Annotated in this window: 14 protein-coding genes, 1 pseudogene and 1 other annotated feature; of the genes and pseudogenes, 5 read left to right on the top strand and 10 right to left on the bottom strand. The window is 64.0% G+C overall.

The features are described 5' to 3' along the window. Positions 1 to 45 precede the first annotated feature (45 nt). The 7 genes from ABD002_RS03740 to ABD002_RS03770 form a co-directional block, all read right to left on the bottom strand. The gene (locus ABD002_RS03740; RefSeq protein WP_343787295.1) at positions 46 to 420 is read right to left on the bottom strand and encodes a hypothetical protein; all 375 of its coding nucleotides are present in this window, start codon (positions 418 to 420) and stop codon (positions 46 to 48) included. Next, positions 417 to 941, bottom strand: coding sequence for a bactofilin family protein (locus ABD002_RS03745; protein WP_343787297.1), 525 nt, complete (start codon positions 939 to 941; stop codon positions 417 to 419). The genes ABD002_RS03740 and ABD002_RS03745 overlap by 4 nt, the downstream gene beginning before the upstream one ends. Before the next feature lie 442 nt (positions 942 to 1,383). Next, the gene (locus ABD002_RS03750) at positions 1,384 to 3,432 is read right to left on the bottom strand and encodes an alkaline phosphatase (RefSeq protein WP_343787299.1); all 2,049 of its coding nucleotides are present in this window, start codon (positions 3,430 to 3,432) and stop codon (positions 1,384 to 1,386) included. A gap of 70 nt (positions 3,433 to 3,502) precedes the next feature. Next, entirely contained in the window at positions 3,503 to 4,099 is a 597-nt protein-coding gene (locus tag ABD002_RS03755) for a hypothetical protein (RefSeq protein ID WP_343787301.1), read from the bottom strand. Positions 4,100 to 4,245: 146 nt separating this feature from the next. After that, positions 4,246 to 5,853, bottom strand: coding sequence for a carboxyl transferase domain-containing protein (locus tag ABD002_RS03760; protein WP_343787303.1), 1,608 nt, complete (start codon positions 5,851 to 5,853; stop codon positions 4,246 to 4,248). A gap of 152 nt (positions 5,854 to 6,005) precedes the next feature. After that, positions 6,006 to 6,512, bottom strand: a complete 507-nt coding sequence (locus tag ABD002_RS03765) for a hypothetical protein (protein ID WP_343787305.1) — start codon at positions 6,510 to 6,512, stop codon at positions 6,006 to 6,008. A 75-nt stretch (positions 6,513 to 6,587) separates the two neighbouring features. Then, a complete protein-coding gene (locus ABD002_RS03770) occupies positions 6,588 to 7,763 on the bottom strand; it encodes a thiolase family protein (RefSeq protein WP_343787306.1) in 1,176 nt (391 codons plus the stop codon). 147 nt (positions 7,764 to 7,910) lie between these two features. On the opposite strand from ABD002_RS03770, the gene ABD002_RS03775 reads away from it, so the two are divergent. Next, positions 7,911 to 11,741 carry a two-component regulator propeller domain-containing protein gene (locus tag ABD002_RS03775; protein WP_343787308.1) on the top strand — a complete coding sequence of 1,277 codons (3,831 nt, stop codon included), beginning with the start codon at positions 7,911 to 7,913 and terminating at the stop codon, positions 11,739 to 11,741. A 54-nt stretch (positions 11,742 to 11,795) separates the two neighbouring features. Here the strand turns inward: ABD002_RS03775 and ABD002_RS03780 are convergent, their stop codons facing one another. The 3 genes and pseudogenes from ABD002_RS03780 to ABD002_RS03785 form a co-directional block, all read right to left on the bottom strand. Then, on the bottom strand, positions 11,796 to 13,322 hold the full coding sequence (locus ABD002_RS03780; protein WP_343787310.1) for a DUF3369 domain-containing protein: 1,527 nt from the start codon (positions 13,320 to 13,322) through the stop codon (positions 11,796 to 11,798). Positions 13,323 to 13,617: 295 nt separating this feature from the next. Beyond that, the gene (locus ABD002_RS19635; RefSeq protein WP_379988958.1) at positions 13,618 to 13,875 is read right to left on the bottom strand and encodes a spore coat protein U domain-containing protein; all 258 of its coding nucleotides are present in this window, start codon (positions 13,873 to 13,875) and stop codon (positions 13,618 to 13,620) included. 83 nt (positions 13,876 to 13,958) lie between these two features. After that, positions 13,959 to 14,255 (bottom strand): annotated as a pseudogene (locus ABD002_RS03785) (IS3 family transposase); the annotation flags it as partial. Continuing rightward, positions 13,973 to 14,082: a sequence feature (AL1L pseudoknot), on the bottom strand. Its footprint overlaps the pseudogene before it by 110 nt. Positions 14,256 to 14,547: 292 nt before the next feature. Between ABD002_RS03785 and ABD002_RS03790 the strand changes: the two are divergent. The 4 genes from ABD002_RS03790 to ABD002_RS03805 are packed head-to-tail and all read left to right on the top strand — an operon-like array spanning position 14,548 to position 19,543. Beyond that, the gene (locus ABD002_RS03790) at positions 14,548 to 15,663 is read left to right on the top strand and encodes an MraY family glycosyltransferase (protein WP_343787312.1); all 1,116 of its coding nucleotides are present in this window, start codon (positions 14,548 to 14,550) and stop codon (positions 15,661 to 15,663) included. A 2-nt stretch (positions 15,664 to 15,665) separates the two neighbouring features. Then, positions 15,666 to 16,493 (top strand): tyrosine-protein phosphatase, encoded by an 828-nt coding sequence (locus ABD002_RS03795; RefSeq protein WP_343787314.1) that lies wholly within the window; start codon positions 15,666 to 15,668, stop codon positions 16,491 to 16,493. After that, positions 16,490 to 17,194, top strand: coding sequence for a polysaccharide biosynthesis/export family protein (locus ABD002_RS03800; protein ID WP_343787316.1), 705 nt, complete (start codon positions 16,490 to 16,492; stop codon positions 17,192 to 17,194). Before ABD002_RS03795 ends, ABD002_RS03800 begins: the two co-directional genes overlap by 4 nt. Positions 17,195 to 17,230: 36 nt before the next feature. After that, positions 17,231 to 19,543: a GumC family protein gene (locus tag ABD002_RS03805; RefSeq protein WP_343787318.1), complete on the top strand. Its 2,313-nt coding sequence runs from the start codon at positions 17,231 to 17,233 to the stop codon at positions 19,541 to 19,543. Positions 19,544 to 19,550: the final 7 nt, after the last annotated feature.

Raw genomic sequence — 19,550 nt, forward strand, 5'->3', positions numbered from 1 at the left:
TCCGGATGGAAATGGACGGCGCGCGCACCGTCCACGTTCAACGGATCAGTGCCTGCGCGCTCCGTTGCTGCGGACGCCCGGATCGCCGCCGGCGGTGATCTCGACGGTCAACGCGAACGTCCTCTGCTCGCCGGGACGCATGGCGCCGACGCCGACGAGCTTGCGATCGATCTCCTCGCCGCGATCATTGCGGATCGACAACACCATCGAGTACTCCCACGCCTCGCCGTCGGACGGATGCCGGACCGTTCCTTCGACACGCAGTGCCGAGGTGGTCTGTTGCGCGCGCTGCGCTGCGGCGGGATCGAACCGGAGATGGTGCTGGCACGCCGGGCAGACGCTCGAACTCTCGAGTATCGTCGCCTTGCAGTGCGGACAGATGCGCGTCGTGCCCGCGGTGCCCGGGCGTGTCGAACTCACGCTGCGGCGCCGTTCTCGGAGCCATTGCGATGGCCCGGTTTCGCCGACGTCTTGTCGTCCCAGCCGAATTCCACCTGGCCGCGCATGCGCGATCCGGCGGCGACGGTCAATGAGGCCGCCTTCAGATCGCCGATCAGGACTCCGCTTTGCTGCAGGTCGACCTGGGACGCGGCTTCGATGTTGCCTTCCAGTTCGCCGGCAATGGTGACTCGCTTCGCGCGCACGCTGCCGTTCAATTTCGCATCCTTCTCGATGGTCAGGTCGCCCTGCACGTTCACGTCGCCCTTGAACTTGCCGGCGATGCGTACGTGACCCGAGCCTTCGATCTTGCCCTCGATGGTGATGTCGGAAGCGATCAGCGACTCCTTGGCGTCGCTGCGCTCGCTGATCTTGTGCGATGGGCTCGGCGGCGCCGCGTAGTCAGTGACCGCTGGAGTCTCCTTGATCGGAGCGGGCGCTGGATCCTGCGGAAACGCAAATGTTTCCTTCTTCGCCGCAGGTTGTTGATTGAATATCGCCATGGTGAAAACTCCGCTTCAGGGGCCTTGGAGCGTAGTCGGCAACACGGTCATGAACCTGTGATCGAACTCACCGAACAGACCTGAACGGTGATAACGAATCCTTCGCAATCGCAGCACATTCGACGGTCGCGCATTGCGCGCGTCGCACGCACAACGATCGCCAACGAGACTGTCCCGCACGCTGCTTTTTGCACATTTTTCTGCGGCAGTCCCGCGTCGCGTGAAGTCAGCCGCGAGCAGCGACATCCGCTGTAGTCACATGCGGAACACGCCGAAGCGCTGCGGCTCGACCGGCGCGTTGCTTTGAACGCGCCTTCCTCGTCCTTGCACTCCGCCTGGCGACCGGCGAGGCGCCAGGCGGCGGATGCCATCGAATGCGCCGGAGCCGTTCGTCCTTCGATGCACAAGGACGAACGGCTGCTTGGGGTCAACTCGCGCGCGCTTATTCGACGCCGCCGACCGCGGCCTGGCCGACCTTGAAGAAGACGTCGGTATTGTCGAACACGCCATGGAACAGACGTGATCCGCGGCCGTAGGCGGACAGCGGGACGTCGGTTGCGGTATGCACCGCCTGATCGCCCGGAACCTGGCCGCTGATCAGGAAGCCGATGTCCTTGTTGCGCACGCCCGGATCGGCCGGCGAATCGCCGGGCGGGAACGGCTGCTGCGAATCCTTGGTCGGGAACGCGCTCGATAGCCAGGTTTCGTAGCGATCCGCATTCGCGCCGTAGCCGATCAACATCTTGTGGTCGATGTTCGTGGTGACCGGATAGCCATCGTCGGCTATCGCGTATTTCGGGAACTTCGCGGCGTCGTAGGTGCCGACCACCGATGCTCCAGCGGCCGGATTCACCTGCAGCGCAGCCGCGGTCGCGGTGGACGCGCCGATGATGGCCGCGCCGGAACACTCATGGTCGGCGGTGACGATGATCAGCGTATCCGGATGTTTCTCGGCAAACGCCTTGCCGACCGCAATCGCGCGATCGAACTCGATAACCTCGAGCGGCCAGCGGTCGCTGTCCATCAGATGCGCCTGCTTGTCGATCGAGGCGCCTTCGATCATTGCGACGAACCCCCTCCCATCCTTCGCTAGTACCTGCAGCGCTTTGTCGGTCATCTCGTCGAGCATCGGCTGGTCGGGAAAACCGAATGCATCGACCACCGCGCCGTGGCCGCGGCGCCCGGCGATCTTGTCATAGGCGACATTCATGTTCGAATACGCGAACAGGCCGAGCAGGCGGTCCGGCACGCGCGACTGGAATGCCTTGTCCAGCGTGGTCTTGTCCGGTGCGTAGGCGAAGCCGGCGGACTGGAAATCGCCTATCAGGTCGCGGGCCGGATCCAGCGCGCCCTTGGCGGCGCCCCAGCCGGCGACGACATCGTCCGGGAGCACGTAGTCGTTCGCGGCGCGACGCTGCGAGCCGTTCGCGGGCTGCGGACTGACGCTGTTCGACACATTCGGCAGGAACCACTTGCGGCCGCCGCCCATCAGCACGCTCAGGCCGGTCAGTTGACGATCGTCGAGGAACTGGTCGACGATGCCGGTGCCGTTGCCGCGCGCAGAGGTATGGATTGCCATCGAGGCCGGCGTCGCATCGAACACATCGGCGGTGGTGACGACGCCGAGCGACTTGCCCTGCAGCGCGTGCAGGTATTCGGACAGGTATTCGACGCGCGGATTGTCGAACGCATCGAGCGTGTCGTCAGGGAATACGCCTTCCTGGTTGTTGTTCGCCTTGTTGCCGGTCACGTAGTTCTGCATACCCGGCGCGGAATCGGTCACGATCGAATTCAGTGACGCCGTCATCACCATGCCGGTGTCCGGGAAGGTGTCCATCGTCAGCAGGCCTTTCGCCTTGCCCTGCGCATAGCCTCTGGCCATGATGCGGGCGGCGGTGCGATGCGCGGCGCCCATGCCGTCACCGAGGAAGATGATGATGTTCTTCGCGACCTTGCCGCTGCTCTTGTCGACGCCGACGATCTCGAAATTGCCGGTCGCGTGTATCAGCTTGCCGTCGCTCTGCAGTGCGCTGACCTCGAGTTTACGCACGCCGGGGACTCCGAGCGAGAATCCACGATGCGAAATCACCGCGGTATTCGCCGGCAGGCCGGCGACGAGGACGCAGCCGGATTTGCCCGTCGTCTTGCCGGTGACAGGGTCGATGCACGTTGCAGCGGGACCCGTCTCGGTGACGATACTGGTGCGTGCAAATATCTTGGGGTCGGCGCGACTGGTGACTGGTGCGCCGTCGATGAAGAACGAAAAATTCGTGATGGCCTGGCCGGCGTCGGGCTGCACGGTCGCCTGCAGGTCGAACAACTGGCCAGGCAGGAAGCGCGCGATGACCGGCTCGGCATTGCCCGAACTGAACAATTCGCTCGGTGGCGTCAGGCGTGAAACCGTGCCGGCGGATGCATGCACGGCGAAACAGCCGAGCGCCGCAATGGCCAAGGTCGCAAGCGGCAGGCGTGGCAGGAGTGTTGACGACATACGAAGATCTCCGGCAAAGGTGGAAGAGATCCGTCGCGCGTGGAGCGCGTGCGCGAACGGTAGTGAGGGTTCAGCGCGCGCCGGTTGGCTGCCGTGCAGCGGCTCGTGCGACGCGTAGCAGGGCGCGCTCGGGTGCGGCATCGAGCGCGATGCGCACGGCGGCGAGGCGATCGATGCCCGGAACTTCGATCGCGCCGAGGTGCAGGGTGCCGACGATCCGGACCAGCCCCGGCAGCGCAGGCACGATCACGTCCTTTCCATTCGGCAGGCTGACGAAGACGGCGCTGGCCGGAATGTCGTCGGCGAGCGATTCATCCTCATCGCCCGCGCTGACCGGCAGTGGCGACAACATGAAACTGCCCGCGCTCGGCGCTTCCTGGCGGACCATGTAGCCGACGATACGCACGCGCTTGCCGTCGAGGTTGCGCAGCTTGTCGGTTGTCTCCAGACCTTTCGGTCCGACCGGCAGCTTGAACAGGTCTTGGAATTTCAGGTCAACGACGCCAGCTGGCGGTGCGCCAAGCTGCATGCTGACGGCGAGGATCGCTGGAACGCGGATCGTTTCGGCGTTGCGGCGTGGCACGGACGTTTGATGCGCCATCGCGGCGGACGTCGCCAGTGCAGCGATCGCACAGGCGCAGATGAAAAGCTTGGCGAAACGAACCATCTGGCGTCCCCGGCACGAGGCGCGGGGCGAGGCCGCTCCGCGTGAACTACGTCACGGTAAACGGGGCACATGTAAATCTTCTTACGCTGGGGTGACGGCTTCGCGATGCGAATAACCGTGATCGTGGTTGCGCAGCGTTTCGGCGGCTACATCCGGAACACGCCAAAGCGGCCTTGCTCGATGGGCGCGTTGAGGCTTGCCGAGATCGCCAGCCCCAGCACGCGCCGCGTGTCGACCGGATCGATGATGCCGTCGTCCCAGAGCCGTGCGGTCGCGTAGTACGGATGGCCCTGGCGTTCGTACTGCTCGCGGATCGGCGTCTTGAACGCGTCCTCGTCGTCCTTCGACCAGCTCTTGCCAGCCGCTTCGAGGCCGTCGCGCTTGACCGTCGCGAGTACGCTCGCGGCCTGCTCGCCGCCCATCACGCTGATGCGCGCGTTCGGCCACATCCACAGGAAGCGCGGCTGGTAGCCGCGGCCGCACATCGCGTAGTTGCCGGCGCCGAAGCTGCCGCCGATCACCACGGTGAACTTCGGCACGTGCGAGCAGGCGACCGCAGTGACCATCTTCGCGCCATCCTTCGCGATGCCGGCCTGCTCGTACTTCTTGCCGACCATGAAGCCGGTGATGTTCTGCAGGAACACCAGCGGCACGTTGCGCTGGTTGCACAGCTCGATGAAGTGCGCGCCCTTGAGCGCGGATTCGGCGAACAGGATGCCGTTGTTGGCGATGATGCCGACCGGGTAGCCGTGGATGTGCGCGAAGCCGGTGACCAGGGTCTTGCCGTAGCGCGCCTTGAATTCCTGCAGCTCGGAGCCATCGACGATGCGCGCGATGACCTCGCGGATGTCGAACGGGATGCGCGTGTCACGCGGCACACAGCCGTAGAGTTCCTCGGCGGGGTAGAGCGGTTCGCGTGGCTCGCGCAGCGCGAGCGCGACGCTCTTCTTCCGGTTGAGGCTGGCAACGATGCCGCGCGCGATGTCGAGCGCATGTGCATCGTTCTCCGCGAAATGATCGGCGACACCGGAGATCGAGGTGTGCACGTCCGCGCCGCCGAGCGTCTCCGCGTCGACGACCTCGCCGGTCGCGGCCTTCACCAGCGGCGGGCCGCCGAGGAAGATCGTGCCCTGTTCCCTGACGATGATCGTTTCGTCGCTCATCGCCGGCACGTAGGCGCCGCCGGCCGTGCACGAGCCCATCACGACCGCGATCTGCGGGATGCCGAGCGCGCTCATGCGCGCCTGGTTGTAGAAGATGCGGCCGAAGTGTTCCTTGTCCGGGAACACCTCGTCCTGCAGCGGCAGGAACGCGCCGCCGGAGTCGACGAGATACACGCAGGGCAGGCGGTTCTCGAGCGCGACTTCCTGCGCGCGCAGATGCTTCTTCACGGTCATCGGGAAATAGGTGCCGCCCTTGACCGTCGCGTCGTTGGCGATTACCAGCACCTCGGTGCCGTTGACGCGGCCGATCCCGGTGATCACGCCGGCGCAGGGCGCGGCGGCGTCGTACATCCCGTGTGCGGCCAGCGGCGACAGTTCGAGGAATGGCGAGCCCGGATCGAGCAGCGCGCGGATGCGCTCGCGCGGCAGCAGCTTGCCGCGCTCGGTGTGCTTCGCGCGCGCCTTGTCACCACCGCCGAGCGCGGCGTTGGCCATCTCGGCGCGCAGGTCGTCGACGGTGCTGCGCAACTGCACGGCATTGGCCTGGAAATCCGGACTGTGGGGATCGATCTTGCTGTCAAAGGGCGTCATGCAGGTATCCGCAAAGGCAGGCGAGCATCAAAACACAGCGATGGAGTTAGCGAAAGCGCACGCGGCCGAGCATGCGATCGGCAAAAACGCGACCGGCCGCGCGAGGCGGCCGGTGCGTCATCGGATCGCGGACGAACCGCGGCGATGATGGATCAGTGCTTCTCGTCCTTCTTGGCCGCGTCGGTTGCGGCGTCCTTCGCGTTCTTCGCGGTTTCGACGGCGTCATGGGCGACGGCCTTCGCGCCTTCCTTGACCTCGTGTCCGGCCGCCACGGCGGCCTGGCCAACTGCGGTCGCGCCTTCCTTGACGGCGGTGCCAGCGTTGCCGGCGGCTTCCTTGGTCGCATCGACCGCATTCCCGGCTGCTTCCTTCGCCTTGTCGGCCGCGCTCTGGGTCGCGTCGGCAGCCTGACCGGCGGTAGCGGAGACGGCATTGCCGGCGTCCTGCGCGCCCTGCTTGGCAGCCTCGGCGGCCTTCTGGGCGGCTTCGGCGGTCTCGTCGGCCGCCTTCTTCGCGGCGGCCTGGGCGTCGGCGGCGGCCTGCTTGGTCGCGGCTGCGGCCTTGTCAGCTGCTTCCTGCGCCTGCTGCTGGGCATTGTCGCTGCATGCGGCGAGCGAAGTGACGAGAGCGGCGGCCAGGGCAATCTGCTTGATCTTCATCGGTGTTCCCCTCGGGTGTGGTGGCACAACGGACGGCGCGTCCATCGCGCCGCTGGTATTGAAGCAGTGCGGATCTTAAGCGAGTTCGACCGCGATCGCAGTCGCCTCGCCGCCACCGATGCAGAGTGCGGCGACGCCGCGCTTGCCGCCGCGGTGCTGCAATGCATTGATCAGGGTCACGACCAGGCGCGCTCCACTGGCGCCGATCGGATGGCCGAGCGCGCAGGCACCGCCGTTGACGTTGAGCTTTTCATGGGGAATGCCGAGTTCCTTCATCGGCGCCATCGCGACGACGGCGAACGCCTCATTGATCTCGAACAGGTCGACGTCGCCGACCTTCCAGCCGACCTTCTTCAGCAGCTTGTCGATCGCGCTGACCGGCGCCGTGGTGAACCACTGCGGTTCCTGCGAGTGCGTCGCGTGGCCGACGATGCGTGCGAGCGGCTTCAGCCCGCGCTTCTTCGCCTCGTCCGCGCTCATCACCACGGTCGCGGCAGCGCCGTCGGAGATGCTCGACGAGCTTGCCGCGGTGACGGTGCCGTTGTCCTTGCGGAACGCCGGCTTCAACGTCGGGATCTTCGCGATATCGGACTTGCCGGGTTGCTCGTCGGTCGCGAACTCGACCTCGCCCTTGCGCGTGGCGACCTTGACCGGAACGATCTCGTCGACGAACGCACCGGACGCGATCGCCGCCTGCGCACGCTTCACCGACTCGGCCGCGAACGCGTCCTGCTGCTCGCGTGTGAACTGATACTTGTCGGCGCAGTTCTCGGCGAACACGCCCATCGCCTTGCCGTCGTAGGGATTGGTCAGGCCGTCCCAGGCCATGTGGTCGACCAGCGCACCGTCGCCATAACGGATGCCGCTGCGCACCGGCGCCATGTGCGGCGCATTGGTCATCGATTCCATGCCACCGGCGACGACCACGTCGGCCGAGCCAGCCTTGATCAGGTCGTGCGCGAGCATGATCGCCTTCATGCCGGAACCGCAGACCTTGTTGATCGTGGTGCAGCCGGTCGCAGGCGGCAGGCCGGCTGCAAGCGCGGCCTGGCGCGCAGGCGCCTGGCCGAGATTGGCCGGCAGCACACAGCCCATGATGACTTCGGACACGTCGTTCGCGGCCACGCCGGCCTGTTCGAGAGCGGCCTTGATCGTGGTCGCGCCCAGCGTCGGCGTCGGTACGCCGGTGAACTGGCCGAGGAAGGAACCGATCGCGGTGCGCTTGGCGCCGACGATGACGATATCGGACATGGAAAACCTCCAGATAATGATGCGCTGCGGGCACCACATCGGGTGCCGGGAACCGCCGAATTATGCGCGCCTTCGTTGCGCTGCGGCAATTCTCGAAGCGGGCTGTCGCGGCTTGTTCTGCCGGCGAGGTCGGGCTAGCCTGCGTCGATGCCGGGCAGGGGGTGGACAGCGATCTCGCGGGCGGCGCGTGCAGTCGCGTACGTCAGTGCGTGCGCGCTCGTTTCGATCGCGTCCGCGGTGGCCGGCGAGGTGCCGGGCATCGAGCAGATCCGCTTTCGCACCTACAGCATGGCGCAGGGTTTGCCGCAGGCGACCACGCGCGCGATCGCACAGGACAGCACCGGCTTCCTCTGGATCGGCACGCAGGACGGTCTTGCCCGCTTCGACGGCTACGGCTTCAACGTCTACCGGCACGATCGCAACGATGCCGGGTCGCTGTCCGACAACCACATCAGCGGTCTCGTCGCTGACACGGACGGCGTGCTGTGGGTGGGTACGCAGTCCGGAGGTGTCGATCGCTACGAACCCGATCTCGACCGGTTCATCGGCTACCGCAGCGATCCCGGCCGCGCTGATTCGCTGGCCTCGAACAACGTAACGGCCCTGCTTCTCGACCGTGATCGGCGCCTTTGGGTGACGAGCGCGGGTGGCCGTCTGCAATGGTTCGATCGCGCCGCCGGCACCTGGCGCGACTCGGGGCTGGGCGAACGGCCCGAGTTGCGCATGGTGCGCGCGATGCTCCAGTTGCGCGATGGCAGCCTGCTGCTCGGCACGCTCGACGGGCTCTGGCGCGTGGACGGCGAGCGCCGCGCCATGCAGGAACTGCGCGCCGGCGCGGAAGGTTCGCTCAACGTCCACGCCCTCGCGGAAGGGCCGGACGGTTCGCTCTGGGCAGGCACGGCCGATTCGGGCTTGTACCGGTTCGATGCCAGCGGCAAGCCGATTTCGCACTACGCGCACGATGCCGCCGCCGATCCGGCGACGACGTTGCCCGACGATGCGGTGCGCAGCCTGCTGTTCGACCGCGATGGAGCGTTGTGGATCGCCAGCAACGCCAGCGGTCTGGCGCGGCTGGACGTTGCCCGCGAGCGCTTCGTCCAGTACCTGCACGATCCGGCGCGGTCGGACGGGATCGCGGCGAACCGTCTGTCGAACCTGTTCGAGGAGCGTCACGGACTGCTGGTCGTCGGGTCATGGGTGAACGGATTCAGCATTCATGACCCGCGCACCCGCGCCTTCGTCCAGATCGACAGTGTCGCCGGCGACGCGCGCACGCTGCCGGCGCGCCTCGCACCGACCGTACTCGCCGACCCGGACGGGTCGCTGTGGGCCGGCATCCTCGAAGGCGGCGGCCTGGTTCGTCTCGATCTCGCCCGCGGTGTCGTCCAGCGCAATACGCACGACCCCCGGCGCCCCGACAGCCTCGCCCACAACTTCGTGCAGTACCTCACGCGGTCACGCGACGGCAGCCTGTGGATCGCCATGCAGGGCGGGGGGCTGGACCGCATGCGCCCGGGCACCCGTGTCTTCGAGCATGCACGCCACGATCCGAACCATCCGGACAGTCTTGCCTCGGATGCCTTGCTGTTCGTCTACGAAGACAGCGCCGGCACGCAATGGGTGGGCACCGCCGACCGCGGCCTCGAAGAGCGCTGCGCCGGTTGCGCCGGATTCCGGCACCATCACCATGATCCGGCGGATCCCGACAGCATCGCCGACAACGCGGTCAGTTCCGTCCTGGAAACGCGCGCCGGCGATCTGTGGGTCGGCACTCGTCTCGGCCTCGACCGCTACGATCGCGCAAGCGGCCGCTTCGAGCATTTCCATTCGAAAGCCAACGATCCTGCTTCGCTCGGCAGCGACCTGATCACGGTGCTGACCGAGGACAGTCGAGGCGAACTCTGGATCGGCACCCAGGGCGGCGGTATCAGCCATCGTACGACCGGTACGGATGGCCGCTCGCGCTTCGAGACCATCGACAGCCATGTCGGGCTGGCCGCCGATGCGATCGGTGCGATCGTCGAGGATGCAACGGGGCAGCTGTGGATCAGCACCACGGCCGGCATCAGCCGCATCGACCGCGATGGCCGCCACATCGCCAACTACGGTGCGCACGACGGCGCGCAGGATCTCGGCTATTGGGTCAACTCATCGACGCGCCTGCAGGACGGCCGCATCGTCTTCGGTGGACTCGCCGGCATCACCGCGTTCGATCCGGCCGCGGTCGAAACGCCGATGGTGCCCGAACCGGTCGTGACCGGCATGCTGCTCAGGAACGTGCCGGTCCCGCTGCGCTGGCGGGCGGCGGACTCGCCGCTCGAGCGAAGCCTGTGGCGCAGCCGCGCGGTGGACCTGGCGCACGACCAGAACAACGTCACGTTCGAGTTCAGCGCCCTAGCGTTCTCCGATCCGGAATCGATGCGTTACGCCTACCGGCTCGATGGCCACGATGCGCAATGGATCGAGACGCCGTCCAGCCGGCGGCTGGCCACTTACACCGACCTGCCGACCGGCCGCTACGAGTTGCGCGTGCGTGCGCGGCACGATGGAGGCGCGTGGAGCGAGCGCGAGGCGCGCGTCGCCGTGCAGGTGCGGCCGTCGCCGTGGGCGTCGCGACAAGCTTATCCGCTGTACACGCTGGCTTTGCTCGGCATGATCGCGCTCACCGTGTCGCGGGTACGCGCCGATATGCGCCGTCGCCGTGCTGCGCGAGAGGCGATCCGTCTCAGCGAAGAGCGCCTCAAGCTCGCCTTGTGGGGCAGCGGCAGCGAGATGTGGGATATCGATCTGGTGACCGGCCGCATGCATCGCGACAACCAGCTCGAACATCTTGCCGCGAGCCGCGAGGCGGCCGAGCAGACGGTTACCGCCTACCGGCCCTTCGTGCATCCTGACGACATCGACGAGTTCGAGCGTTCGTTTGCCGCGCACGTCAGGGGCGAGACGACGGCATTCGAAGCCAGCTATCGCACCCAGAACCTGCAGCACGACTGGGTATGGATATGGACCCGCGGCCGCGTCGTGCAGCACGATGAGCGGGGCCGCGCCGTGCGCATGAGCGGAACCACGTCCGATATCGACGCGCTGGAGAGGGCGCTGCGCGATCTGCGCACGCTCAACGAGCATCTCGAGTCGCGCGTCGAGCAGCGTACTGCGGATCTGCGCGGCGCGAACGTCGAACTGCGCAACACGCTGGAGCGGCTGACCCTCGCGCAGCGCCAATTGGTGGAAGCCGAGAAGCTGGCTTCGCTGGGTGGCATGGTCGCGGGCATCGCGCATGAGATCAACACGCCGCTCGGCATCGGCGTGACCGCGGCCTCGCATCTGCAGGAAGAAGCGCGGCGCATATCGCGCCTGCTTGGCGCCGGCCAGCTCACGGGAAAAGAGATGGAGCAGTTCGAGCGCAGCGCGCGCACGAGTTCCGAACTGATTCTGCGCAACCTGCAGCGCGCCGACCGCCTGGTGCGGAGTTTCAAGCAAGTTGCGGTCGACCAGTCCAGCGAGGATCGCCGCGTCGTCGATCTCGGTGCCAACCTCAGCGAGATCCTGACCACGCTGGGCCCGAGCCTGAAGAAGGGGCAGCACCGCGTCGAACTCGATTGCCCGAGCGGCCTCGTGGTCGAAACCGCGCCGGGTGCGCTGTACCAGATCGTCACCAATCTGGTGATGAATTCGCTCCTGCACGGTTTCGATGCCGGAAAACCCGGCGGCATCCGCATCACGGTACGCCGGCAAGAGCACGGCGTACTGATCGACTACGTCGACAACGGTCGCGGCATGGATGACGCGACCCGCGCACGCATCTTCGAACCGTTCTTCACGACGCGCCGCGGGCAGGGCGGATCAGGCCTCGGCATGCCGATCGTCTACAGCCTGGTTACGCAGGTCCTGCATGGCAGCATCGAGTGCGAGAGCGCGCCCGGTTCGGGGGCGCGCTTCCTCATTCGCTTCATGGCCGACATGCAGCAGCGCGCCTGACGGCTTTTCAGTGGAGACCGATCACCCGGAAGGAGAGGGCTCCGGCGCGGCCGGTCAGTCGGGCAGCTTCTCGCGCAGTGCGAGCGCTTCGTCCCAATGCTCGAACAGGCGATCGACCACATCCGGATCGAACTTGCGCCCGCGTTGCTCCTGCATGTAGGCGCGGATGCGTTCGGGAGACCATGACTGCTTGTAGCAGCGCTTGCTGCCGAGCGCATCGAACACGTCGGCCACCATGGTGATGCGTCCGCTGATCGGAATCGCGGAACCGGACAATCCCTGCGGATAGCCACTGCCGTCCCAGTTCTCGTGATGCGAGGCGGCGATTTCCGCGGCGAGGCGCAGGATCGGGCGATGGGAGCTTGCCAGCAGGCGAGCGCCGAGCTCGGCGTGCGTGCGCATCACTGCCACTTCTTCGGGCGTGTGCGCGCCGGGTTTGTTGAGGATCTGATCGGGGATGCCGATCTTGCCGATGTCGTGCAGCGGCGCCGCGTAGCGCAGCGTCTCGCACAGTTCCGGCGCGACACCGAGCGCGCGACCGAGCAGTTCGGCGAGCATGCCGACGCGGCGCACATGGTTCGCCGTTTCCTGCGAGCGGGTTTCCGCGGCGCCGGCGAGCAGGTAGACCATCTCCAATTGCGAGGACAGCAGCTCGTCGTTGAGATGCAGGTTGTCGAACGCGATCGAGACGTTGGTGCAGAACAGCTCGACGAGCTTGTATTCGAGCGGCGACAGGTTCCAGCTCTCGCCGACGAACAGCAGGCTCTCGGTCTGATGGCTGTCGATGAAATGCAGCACGTAGTGATCGCGATCGAAGTGATGGCTCTTGCTGTGCCAGGCGTCGCGCAGCGAATCGACGATCGCCGTGGGCAGCCGGTCCGCGGCATTGGCATTGATGAGGCGGCGGTATTCACCGGTTGCCGCGGCGATGCGGAACTGCTCGGGCTGTCCGCCATTGCGGCGATCGACGGTGCAGTACAGCGCACCGCGATCCATGCCGGCGAGGTCGGTGAGCTGGGCGAGCACGGCCGAGGCGAAATCGTGAGAAGTCTGTCGCGAGAACACCTGCGCCGACGCGCGGATCACGTTCTCCAGGCCCTGCCGGTGCGCCTCGATGGTGCGCATGTCGCGATAGGCGCGCAGCGCCGCATACATCGTCGTAGCCAGCTTCTGCGCAGTGAGTTCGGTCTTTTCCTTGTAGTCGTTGATGTCGTAGGCGGCGATGACCTCGTGCTCGGGCGCCTGGCCGGCCTGGCCGGTGCGCAGCACGATGCGCACGAACGTGTTGCCGAGCTCTTCGCGGATGGCGCGTACGAGGTCGAGCCCGGCCTGTTCCGATTCCATCACCACGTCGAGCAGCACGACCGCGATATCCGAATGCCGGCGCAGCAGGTCGAGCGCTTCCGCCGAGGAATGCGCGCTGAGAAACTCTATGCCGCGATTTTCGAAGCGGAAGTGGCCGAACACGAGGTGGGTGACGTCGTGCACTTCCGGCTCGTCGTCGACAATAAGAACTTTCCAGGGTAAGGGCCCCTGTTCGGTCTCCGCAGCGAACTGCAGGTTGTCGTTGCTCCGGCTCACCCCTCCGCCCCGTGTACGGTGGACTGCGGCAGTCTACTCCCGCGAACGCGGGTTGCGGGCTCGCGCTGAGCGGAAATTCGGTGTGAAGCGGCGCGTCCCCCAGGGTCTATGGGCGCCCCGAATCGCCGAATCGGAACCGGATCTGCCATCCGCAGGCTATCCGTTGGGCCCTAGAACGTGACCGTGACGAGATGGTGTCGCTGTAGTTGCCGCGCGGCCACGGAGGGTCGCGGGTATCCCGACCGTACGCCGTCACGCTGCTGCCGGTCCGGTCAGTGTGTTGGTCTTCAAGGCATTACCCAGCGCAGACAGCGGGCGTTGTCCGGGTGGAGCTCGCAGTTGATACCGCGTAGCTGCCGACGCCTGCCATGCGCCTTGTACTGCCGGATGCATGCCGGCCATTGTTGAGGCCGACCTGCCAAGCGGTGCGATAGGTGCACGTCGTGCTGATCGTTGAGACCTGGTCGCGATTCGCCGTGAGCAGGCCAGGCGCGCTGCGAAAATCGAGATCGATGGCAGTCGTCAGGCGGCATTGCGGCTGTGGCGACCGCATAGGCGGTGAACGGGAACGTTGCGTTGTTGGCGGCCCCGCACGAACGCGCCGGCGCCTTGGTCGGATCGACCTGTCAAGCGACAAGTACGTACCTCGACGGGGCGATCGGCAGCAACCGGGTCGACCTCGTAGCTCTTCCGACGCTCGTCGATGAAGGCCGTCATGGCTTGAACCGGTGGTCGAGGCTCCGCCTGGGCAAATAGGACGCTTTGCGCAGGATCTCGTGGGCTTGGCGTAGCTCGCGATTCTCCCGTTCCAGCGCCTTGACCCGCACGCGATCGGACGTGCTCACTCCTTCGCGCTCGCCGATGTCTCGCTTGGCCTGCAACACCCCCGCGCAATGTCTCGGCGGTGCAACCCAGCTTGCCAGCGATCGACTCGCCCAGCGCTGCGTATAGCAGCGTAGCTGGCGACAGAGACTCACCCCGTGAGTGGTTTCCGTCGACGGGGCCAAGCGGCGTAATGACTTGCCATGGCGATGGGGACGCCCTACGGCTTCCGAGAAAAACGAAACGTGGCCGGCGATCGTCAGCTGCGACGTAAGCGGCACTGTCAAATTTTACAGGTGATAGTTCGATAAAGAAAAGAGTACGAATAGCTTAGGGGTTTGTAAATCAAGCGGGCAACTTCTGGGTAATAAATGGGCGATCCTCCTTGGAATAGGGGGCTAATGTGTTGCAATTGATGATGGCAACGGCGAGCGTCACCGTCGCATTTGTGCTGACATTAGCGGGGCAATGGATGCTGACGCCCCTGGCGCGACGATTTGACTTGTTCGACCATCCGGCCGGGCGCAAGGATCACGCCTGCCCCACGCCGACGACGGGCGGCATCGTCATGCTTATGGGCGCACTGTTGGCCGAAATCGCAATGCGTGGCGACAGCGACCCCTCTTTCTACGGATTCTACTTGGCGGCGATCATCCTCACCGTCCTTGGCGTACTTGACGACAAGCTCGATTTACCGTGGCCACTGAGGATCGCCGTAGAAGTGGTTGTGGCGTTGGTGGTGATTTATGTCGGAGGTATTCGTGTCCATCAACTGGGCGACGCGTTTGGATTGAATATCTCGTCTCTCGGCATACTCTCAGTCCCGTTCACCGTATGCGCGATCGTTGGCACCATCAATGCTATCAATATGATCGATGGGTCCGACGGAATGGCGGGATTGCTGGTGCTGAGTGCGCTGGTGATGCTGGAGGCGGCGGCACTGTACGCAGGCAATGATTTGATTCAAGAGCGAGCTCCGATTCTGATTGGCGCAGTGATGGGTTTTCTGTTCCACAATCTTCGATTGCCGGGGCAGCGATGCTCAAGGGTATTCATGGGCAATGCGGGAAGCGCGTTTCTTGGCCTGGCCATCGCCTGTTGTGCATTTCACCTGACTCAGACCCCCACACACCCCGTCAGCCCCGCGTTGGGTCTATGGCTGGTGCCGGTGCCTATAATGGATTGCCTGGTCTTGATGGTCAGCAGGATCCGCAAACGTCGTTCTCCGTTCGCCGCCGACCACGACCACATACATCATCTGATGCTCGAAGGTGGGTTCGGGCCTACTCGGGCCGCGTGTGTCCTCGCCTTGTTAAGTAGTGTTTGTGGTTTGATCGCCGGCGTAACCATGCGCGCGCATGTTCCGCATCCTGTCCTGCTGGTCGCGTTCGTTTGTCTGTGCGCGCTGTGGTACTGGATGACTTCACGACGATCCCGGGCGATACGTTTCTTCCAATGGCTTCGTGCAGATCATGCGTGGTGGCCGGCCCCTATCTCGGCTCGCGAACTTGACACGTGAGTATGATCGATCTGCATTGCCACATACTTCCTGGAATTGACGACGGTGCTACCGATCTGAGCATGGCGTTGGCTATGGCTCAGATCGCCGTCAAAGATGGCATTCACACTATTGGCTGCACGCCACATATTTATCCGGGAATGTATGAGAACACCACGCGCGGCATCCGATCGGCCGTTGCAGCGTTCCAGGCGGAACTGGACCAGCGCGCGATTGCGTTGCGTTTGGTGGAAGGTGCAGATGTGTATCTTGAACCGGACCTGGTGAGCGGTATTGACGCGGGACGGGTACCGACGCTGGCGGGCTCGCGCTACCTCTTGCTGGAGCCTCCGCATCATGTTGCACCACCGCGATTCGAAGAATCAGTCTTCCAGTTGACGCTGGCTGGATATGTACCTGTTATCACACATCCCGAACGCTTGACTTGGTTGCCGGATCACTACCGGATGTTTTCGCGCCTGGTCAAATCCGGCACATGGATGCAGATAACTGCCGGCAGCGTCACTGGTCGATTTGGTCGACAGCCAAGATATTGGTCCGAGCGAATGCTGGACGACGGCATCGTGCACATTCTTGCCACAGACTCCCATCATCCAACTCGTCGTCCGCCGCTGTTGGCGGAAGCGCGTCATGCCGCAGCCATTCGCGTCGGAGCGCGGGAGGCCGAGCATCTGGTTGTGACGCGGCCCCGGGGGATCGTCAACGACAGCGCTCCGAGCGAGCTGCCGCCTCTTCCGAACAGCAAGAGTGCGTTGAAAGCAAACGGCGGTTTTTGGAAATCCCTGGCGAGAGGAACGCAATTCGCGACTTCGGACGGCAGACGGACATGACAACTATATTCTTCAAGCTTCCGGCTGCCTTCCTTCTCGCCGTTCTGCTCGTTGGATGCAGCTCCGGCCCTGCAGTTCGGCAAAGCGCTCCCGGAGTTCCGCTTTCGCTGCCGGACTCGATCAGTGCGGCAGGCACGTACGAAGGCGGCTCCGACTACCGCATCGGCGCGCAGGACCTGCTGGAGATCAGCGTTTTTGGGGTTCCGGATCTCGGCAGGGCCGTTCGCGTGAACTCCAACGGCCAGATATCGCTGCCGTTGGTAGGGGGAGTGCAAGCTGGAGGGCGCACTATCCCGGAGCTTGAGCGCGATATTGGTGAAAAGCTGGCTAAGACCTATTTGCAGAATCCGCAAGTGAGTGTTTTCGTCAAGGAGTTCACCAGCCAGCGCATTACGCTGGAAGGGTCGCTGAGGAATCCCGGTATATATCCGATCACCGGAAAAACGAGCTTGCTGCAGGCTGTAGCGATTGCCGGCGGCCTGGATCCTCTGGCGGATCTGGAAGGGGTCGTGGTGTTTCGCCACGTACATGGAAAAAAGGCGGCCGCGCTATTCAATTTGCGAAAGATTCAGGCAGGGCAAAACGAGGATCCGCAGGTTTATGGTGACGATATCGTGGTCGTGGAACAGTCCGGAAGCAAGACGGCGCTGCGACGTTTCATCGAAGCCGCGCCCGCCATCGGCTTGTTCCTGCTGCTTTGATGTCATTTGATAGATTTATACGGATAGAAATATCGTATGCAACGTGACCATTTCTCGGCCGGACCGGCCGGCGATGACCGCCACTTGCCCATGTTGGGTGAACAGCAGGTGGCGGATCGTCGTGTCCCGACGATCCATCGGGCGCAACAGCTATCGCCCACAGTGCTGAGCGATGAGCAGCATGACGATATCGATGACATTGATCTCCTTGCTTACTGGCGTCTGCTGGTATCGCGCCGCTGGCTGATTCTTGGCGTCATCTCGGCGGTTGCTGCGCTGGCGTTGATCTACACCCTGCTGACGCCACCTACGTATCGGGCGACAGCGGTGCTACAGATTGACACCGAAGGCATGCAGGTTATGCAAGTTCAGGGGATTTCGCCGATACAAGGCGTCTCGGACCGACAGTACTATCAAACCCAATACGAATTATTGAAAAGCCGCGCGCTCGCTGAACGCGTGGTGGAAGACCTGAATCTGGTCGGCAGCGACATCTTTCAGAGTTTGCAGCCGGCATCCTGGTTCGAACGCTTGCGCGGATTGCTGAGTCTGGGCGCACCCGCGACCAATCAACCTGGGCCACAGCGCGTAGCCAACGGAGCCGCCCCGCCACCGGCCAACGCGGATGCGGCGGAACGGCGCCGCGCCACTGTTTTCATTCAGGACGGATTGGTGATTGAGCCCGTCCGTGATTCGCATTTGGTTCGAATTCATTACGACAGCCTTTTGCCGACGTTTTCCGCGCGCGTGGCCAATGCGATAGCCGATGGCTTCATCGCTTCCAGCATGGATCAGCAATTCGGAGCGTCGTCCTACGCGAAGAAATATCTTGAGGATCAGCTCGCGCAATTGAAGTCGCGTCTGGAGGATTCCGAGCGAACCTTGGTCGACTTCGCCCAGAAAGAAAATATTGTCCCGTCCGCCAATGGTGCATCCCTGGAAGCGCAAAACCTGTCGGATCTGAATGCCTCGCTCGCCAAGGCTCAGGATCAGCGAATCCGTGCTGAGGCGCGCTGGAATCAGGCGAAAGCGGTCAGCGGTGCCGCGCTGCCTGCCGATATGCTCGCTGATACGGTCTTGCGCAACTTGCAGGAGCAACGCGCGAAACTTCAGGGCGATTACCAAGAGAAAGCGCAGACATTCAAGCCCGATTATCCGACCATGCTCGCGCTCAAAGGCCAGATCGACGAGGTGCAAAAACAGGTTGTCAATGAGCTTGCCAATATTCGTGCCTCCGTGAAGGCCGAATATGATGCAGCGGCTTCGCAAGAGAAGATCCTGGAGAAGCAGCTTGCGAATCTGCGCGCGCAGACCCTCGACGTGGACAGTCGCAGCATCCAGTACAATATTTTCAAACGCGAGGTGGATACCAATCGGCAGCTGTATAACGCCCTGCTGCAGCGATACAAGGAAGTGGGAATGGCCGGTGGCGTCAAATCCAGCAACCTGTCCATTGTCGATCATGCCGAGGTCCCTGCGAGACGCTACGCACCCAGCATCTCGCTCAATCTCGCAGTGGGCTTGTTGGTGGGCGCAATGCTGGGCGTCATGCTTGCGCTGCTGCTCGAATATCTCGACGACACGCTAAAGACTCCGCTCGATATCGAACAGCGCTTGCACTTGGCGGTGCTCGGGATCGTTCCCAAGCTCACGAAGCAGTCGCCGTACAATGCGCTCAAGGATCCACGCTCGGCGTTCTCCGAGAGCTACCGATCGGTACGCACTGCTTTGCAGTTCTCCACGGATCGCGGCGTTCCCAAGGTTTTGTTGATCACCAGCCCTGCTGCGAACGAAGGAAAATCCACGTCGGCGTTGACGCTTGCGCAAAATTTCACCCAGCTCGGCAAGCGCGTGCTGTTGATAGAGGGTGATTTGCGCAACCCGACATTGAACAAGATTCTGTGTCTGTCTCCGCAGGCAGGATTGAGCAGCTTACTTGCCGGAGCAGCTACGTTGGCTCAAACGGTGCTGAAGACGGACGACGAACGCCTGGATGTCATCCTGTCAGGTCCGCTGCCGCCGAGTCCGACGGAACTGCTGGCTGGACCCAAGCTCGCTTCTCTCTTGCTGACCGGCGCAGAAAAGTACGACCAGATCATTATCGACGCACCGCCGGTGCTCGGGATTGCTGACGCTCCCATTCTCGCGAATGCCGCCGAGGGTACGCTGCTGATCATCAAGTCGGGCTCGACGGGAATATCCGCAGCGCAATCGGCAATCAAGCGACTGAAAGCCGCGCGTGGACGTTTGATTGGTTGCTTGCTGACCCAGTACGACGCGCAGGCGAGCGGGTATGGCTATGGCAACTACTATGCCTATGGCGAAACGCGCCGGCTGAGCGGCAAATAGGGGCGGC

Origin of the sequence: Dokdonella soli (assembly GCF_039523175.1) — a bacterium.
Classification (GTDB): Bacteria; Pseudomonadota; Gammaproteobacteria; order Xanthomonadales; family Rhodanobacteraceae; genus Dokdonella_A; species Dokdonella_A soli.

Excerpts from the sequence above, each read along its gene's own strand:
- ABD002_RS03795 (WP_343787314.1), top strand. The coding sequence starts at position 15,666 with ATGATCGATCTGCATTGCCACATACTTCCTGGAATTGACGACGGTGCT.
- ABD002_RS03750 (WP_343787299.1), bottom strand. The coding sequence starts at position 3,432 with ATGTCGTCAACACTCCTGCCACGCCTGCCGCTTGCGACCTTGGCCATT.
- ABD002_RS03775 (WP_343787308.1), top strand. The coding sequence starts at position 7,911 with ATGCCGGGCAGGGGGTGGACAGCGATCTCGCGGGCGGCGCGTGCAGTC.
- ABD002_RS03760 (WP_343787303.1), bottom strand. The coding sequence starts at position 5,853 with ATGACGCCCTTTGACAGCAAGATCGATCCCCACAGTCCGGATTTCCAG.
- ABD002_RS03745 (WP_343787297.1), bottom strand. The coding sequence starts at position 941 with ATGGCGATATTCAATCAACAACCTGCGGCGAAGAAGGAAACATTTGCG.
- ABD002_RS03770 (WP_343787306.1), bottom strand. The coding sequence starts at position 7,763 with ATGTCCGATATCGTCATCGTCGGCGCCAAGCGCACCGCGATCGGTTCC.
- ABD002_RS19635 (WP_379988958.1), bottom strand. The coding sequence starts at position 13,875 with ATGCGGTCGCCACAGCCGCAATGCCGCCTGACGACTGCCATCGATCTC.
- ABD002_RS03765 (WP_343787305.1), bottom strand. The coding sequence starts at position 6,512 with ATGAAGATCAAGCAGATTGCCCTGGCCGCCGCTCTCGTCACTTCGCTC.
- ABD002_RS03805 (WP_343787318.1), top strand. The coding sequence starts at position 17,231 with ATGCAACGTGACCATTTCTCGGCCGGACCGGCCGGCGATGACCGCCAC.
- ABD002_RS03755 (WP_343787301.1), bottom strand. The coding sequence starts at position 4,099 with ATGGTTCGTTTCGCCAAGCTTTTCATCTGCGCCTGTGCGATCGCTGCA.
- ABD002_RS03800 (WP_343787316.1), top strand. The coding sequence starts at position 16,490 with ATGACAACTATATTCTTCAAGCTTCCGGCTGCCTTCCTTCTCGCCGTT.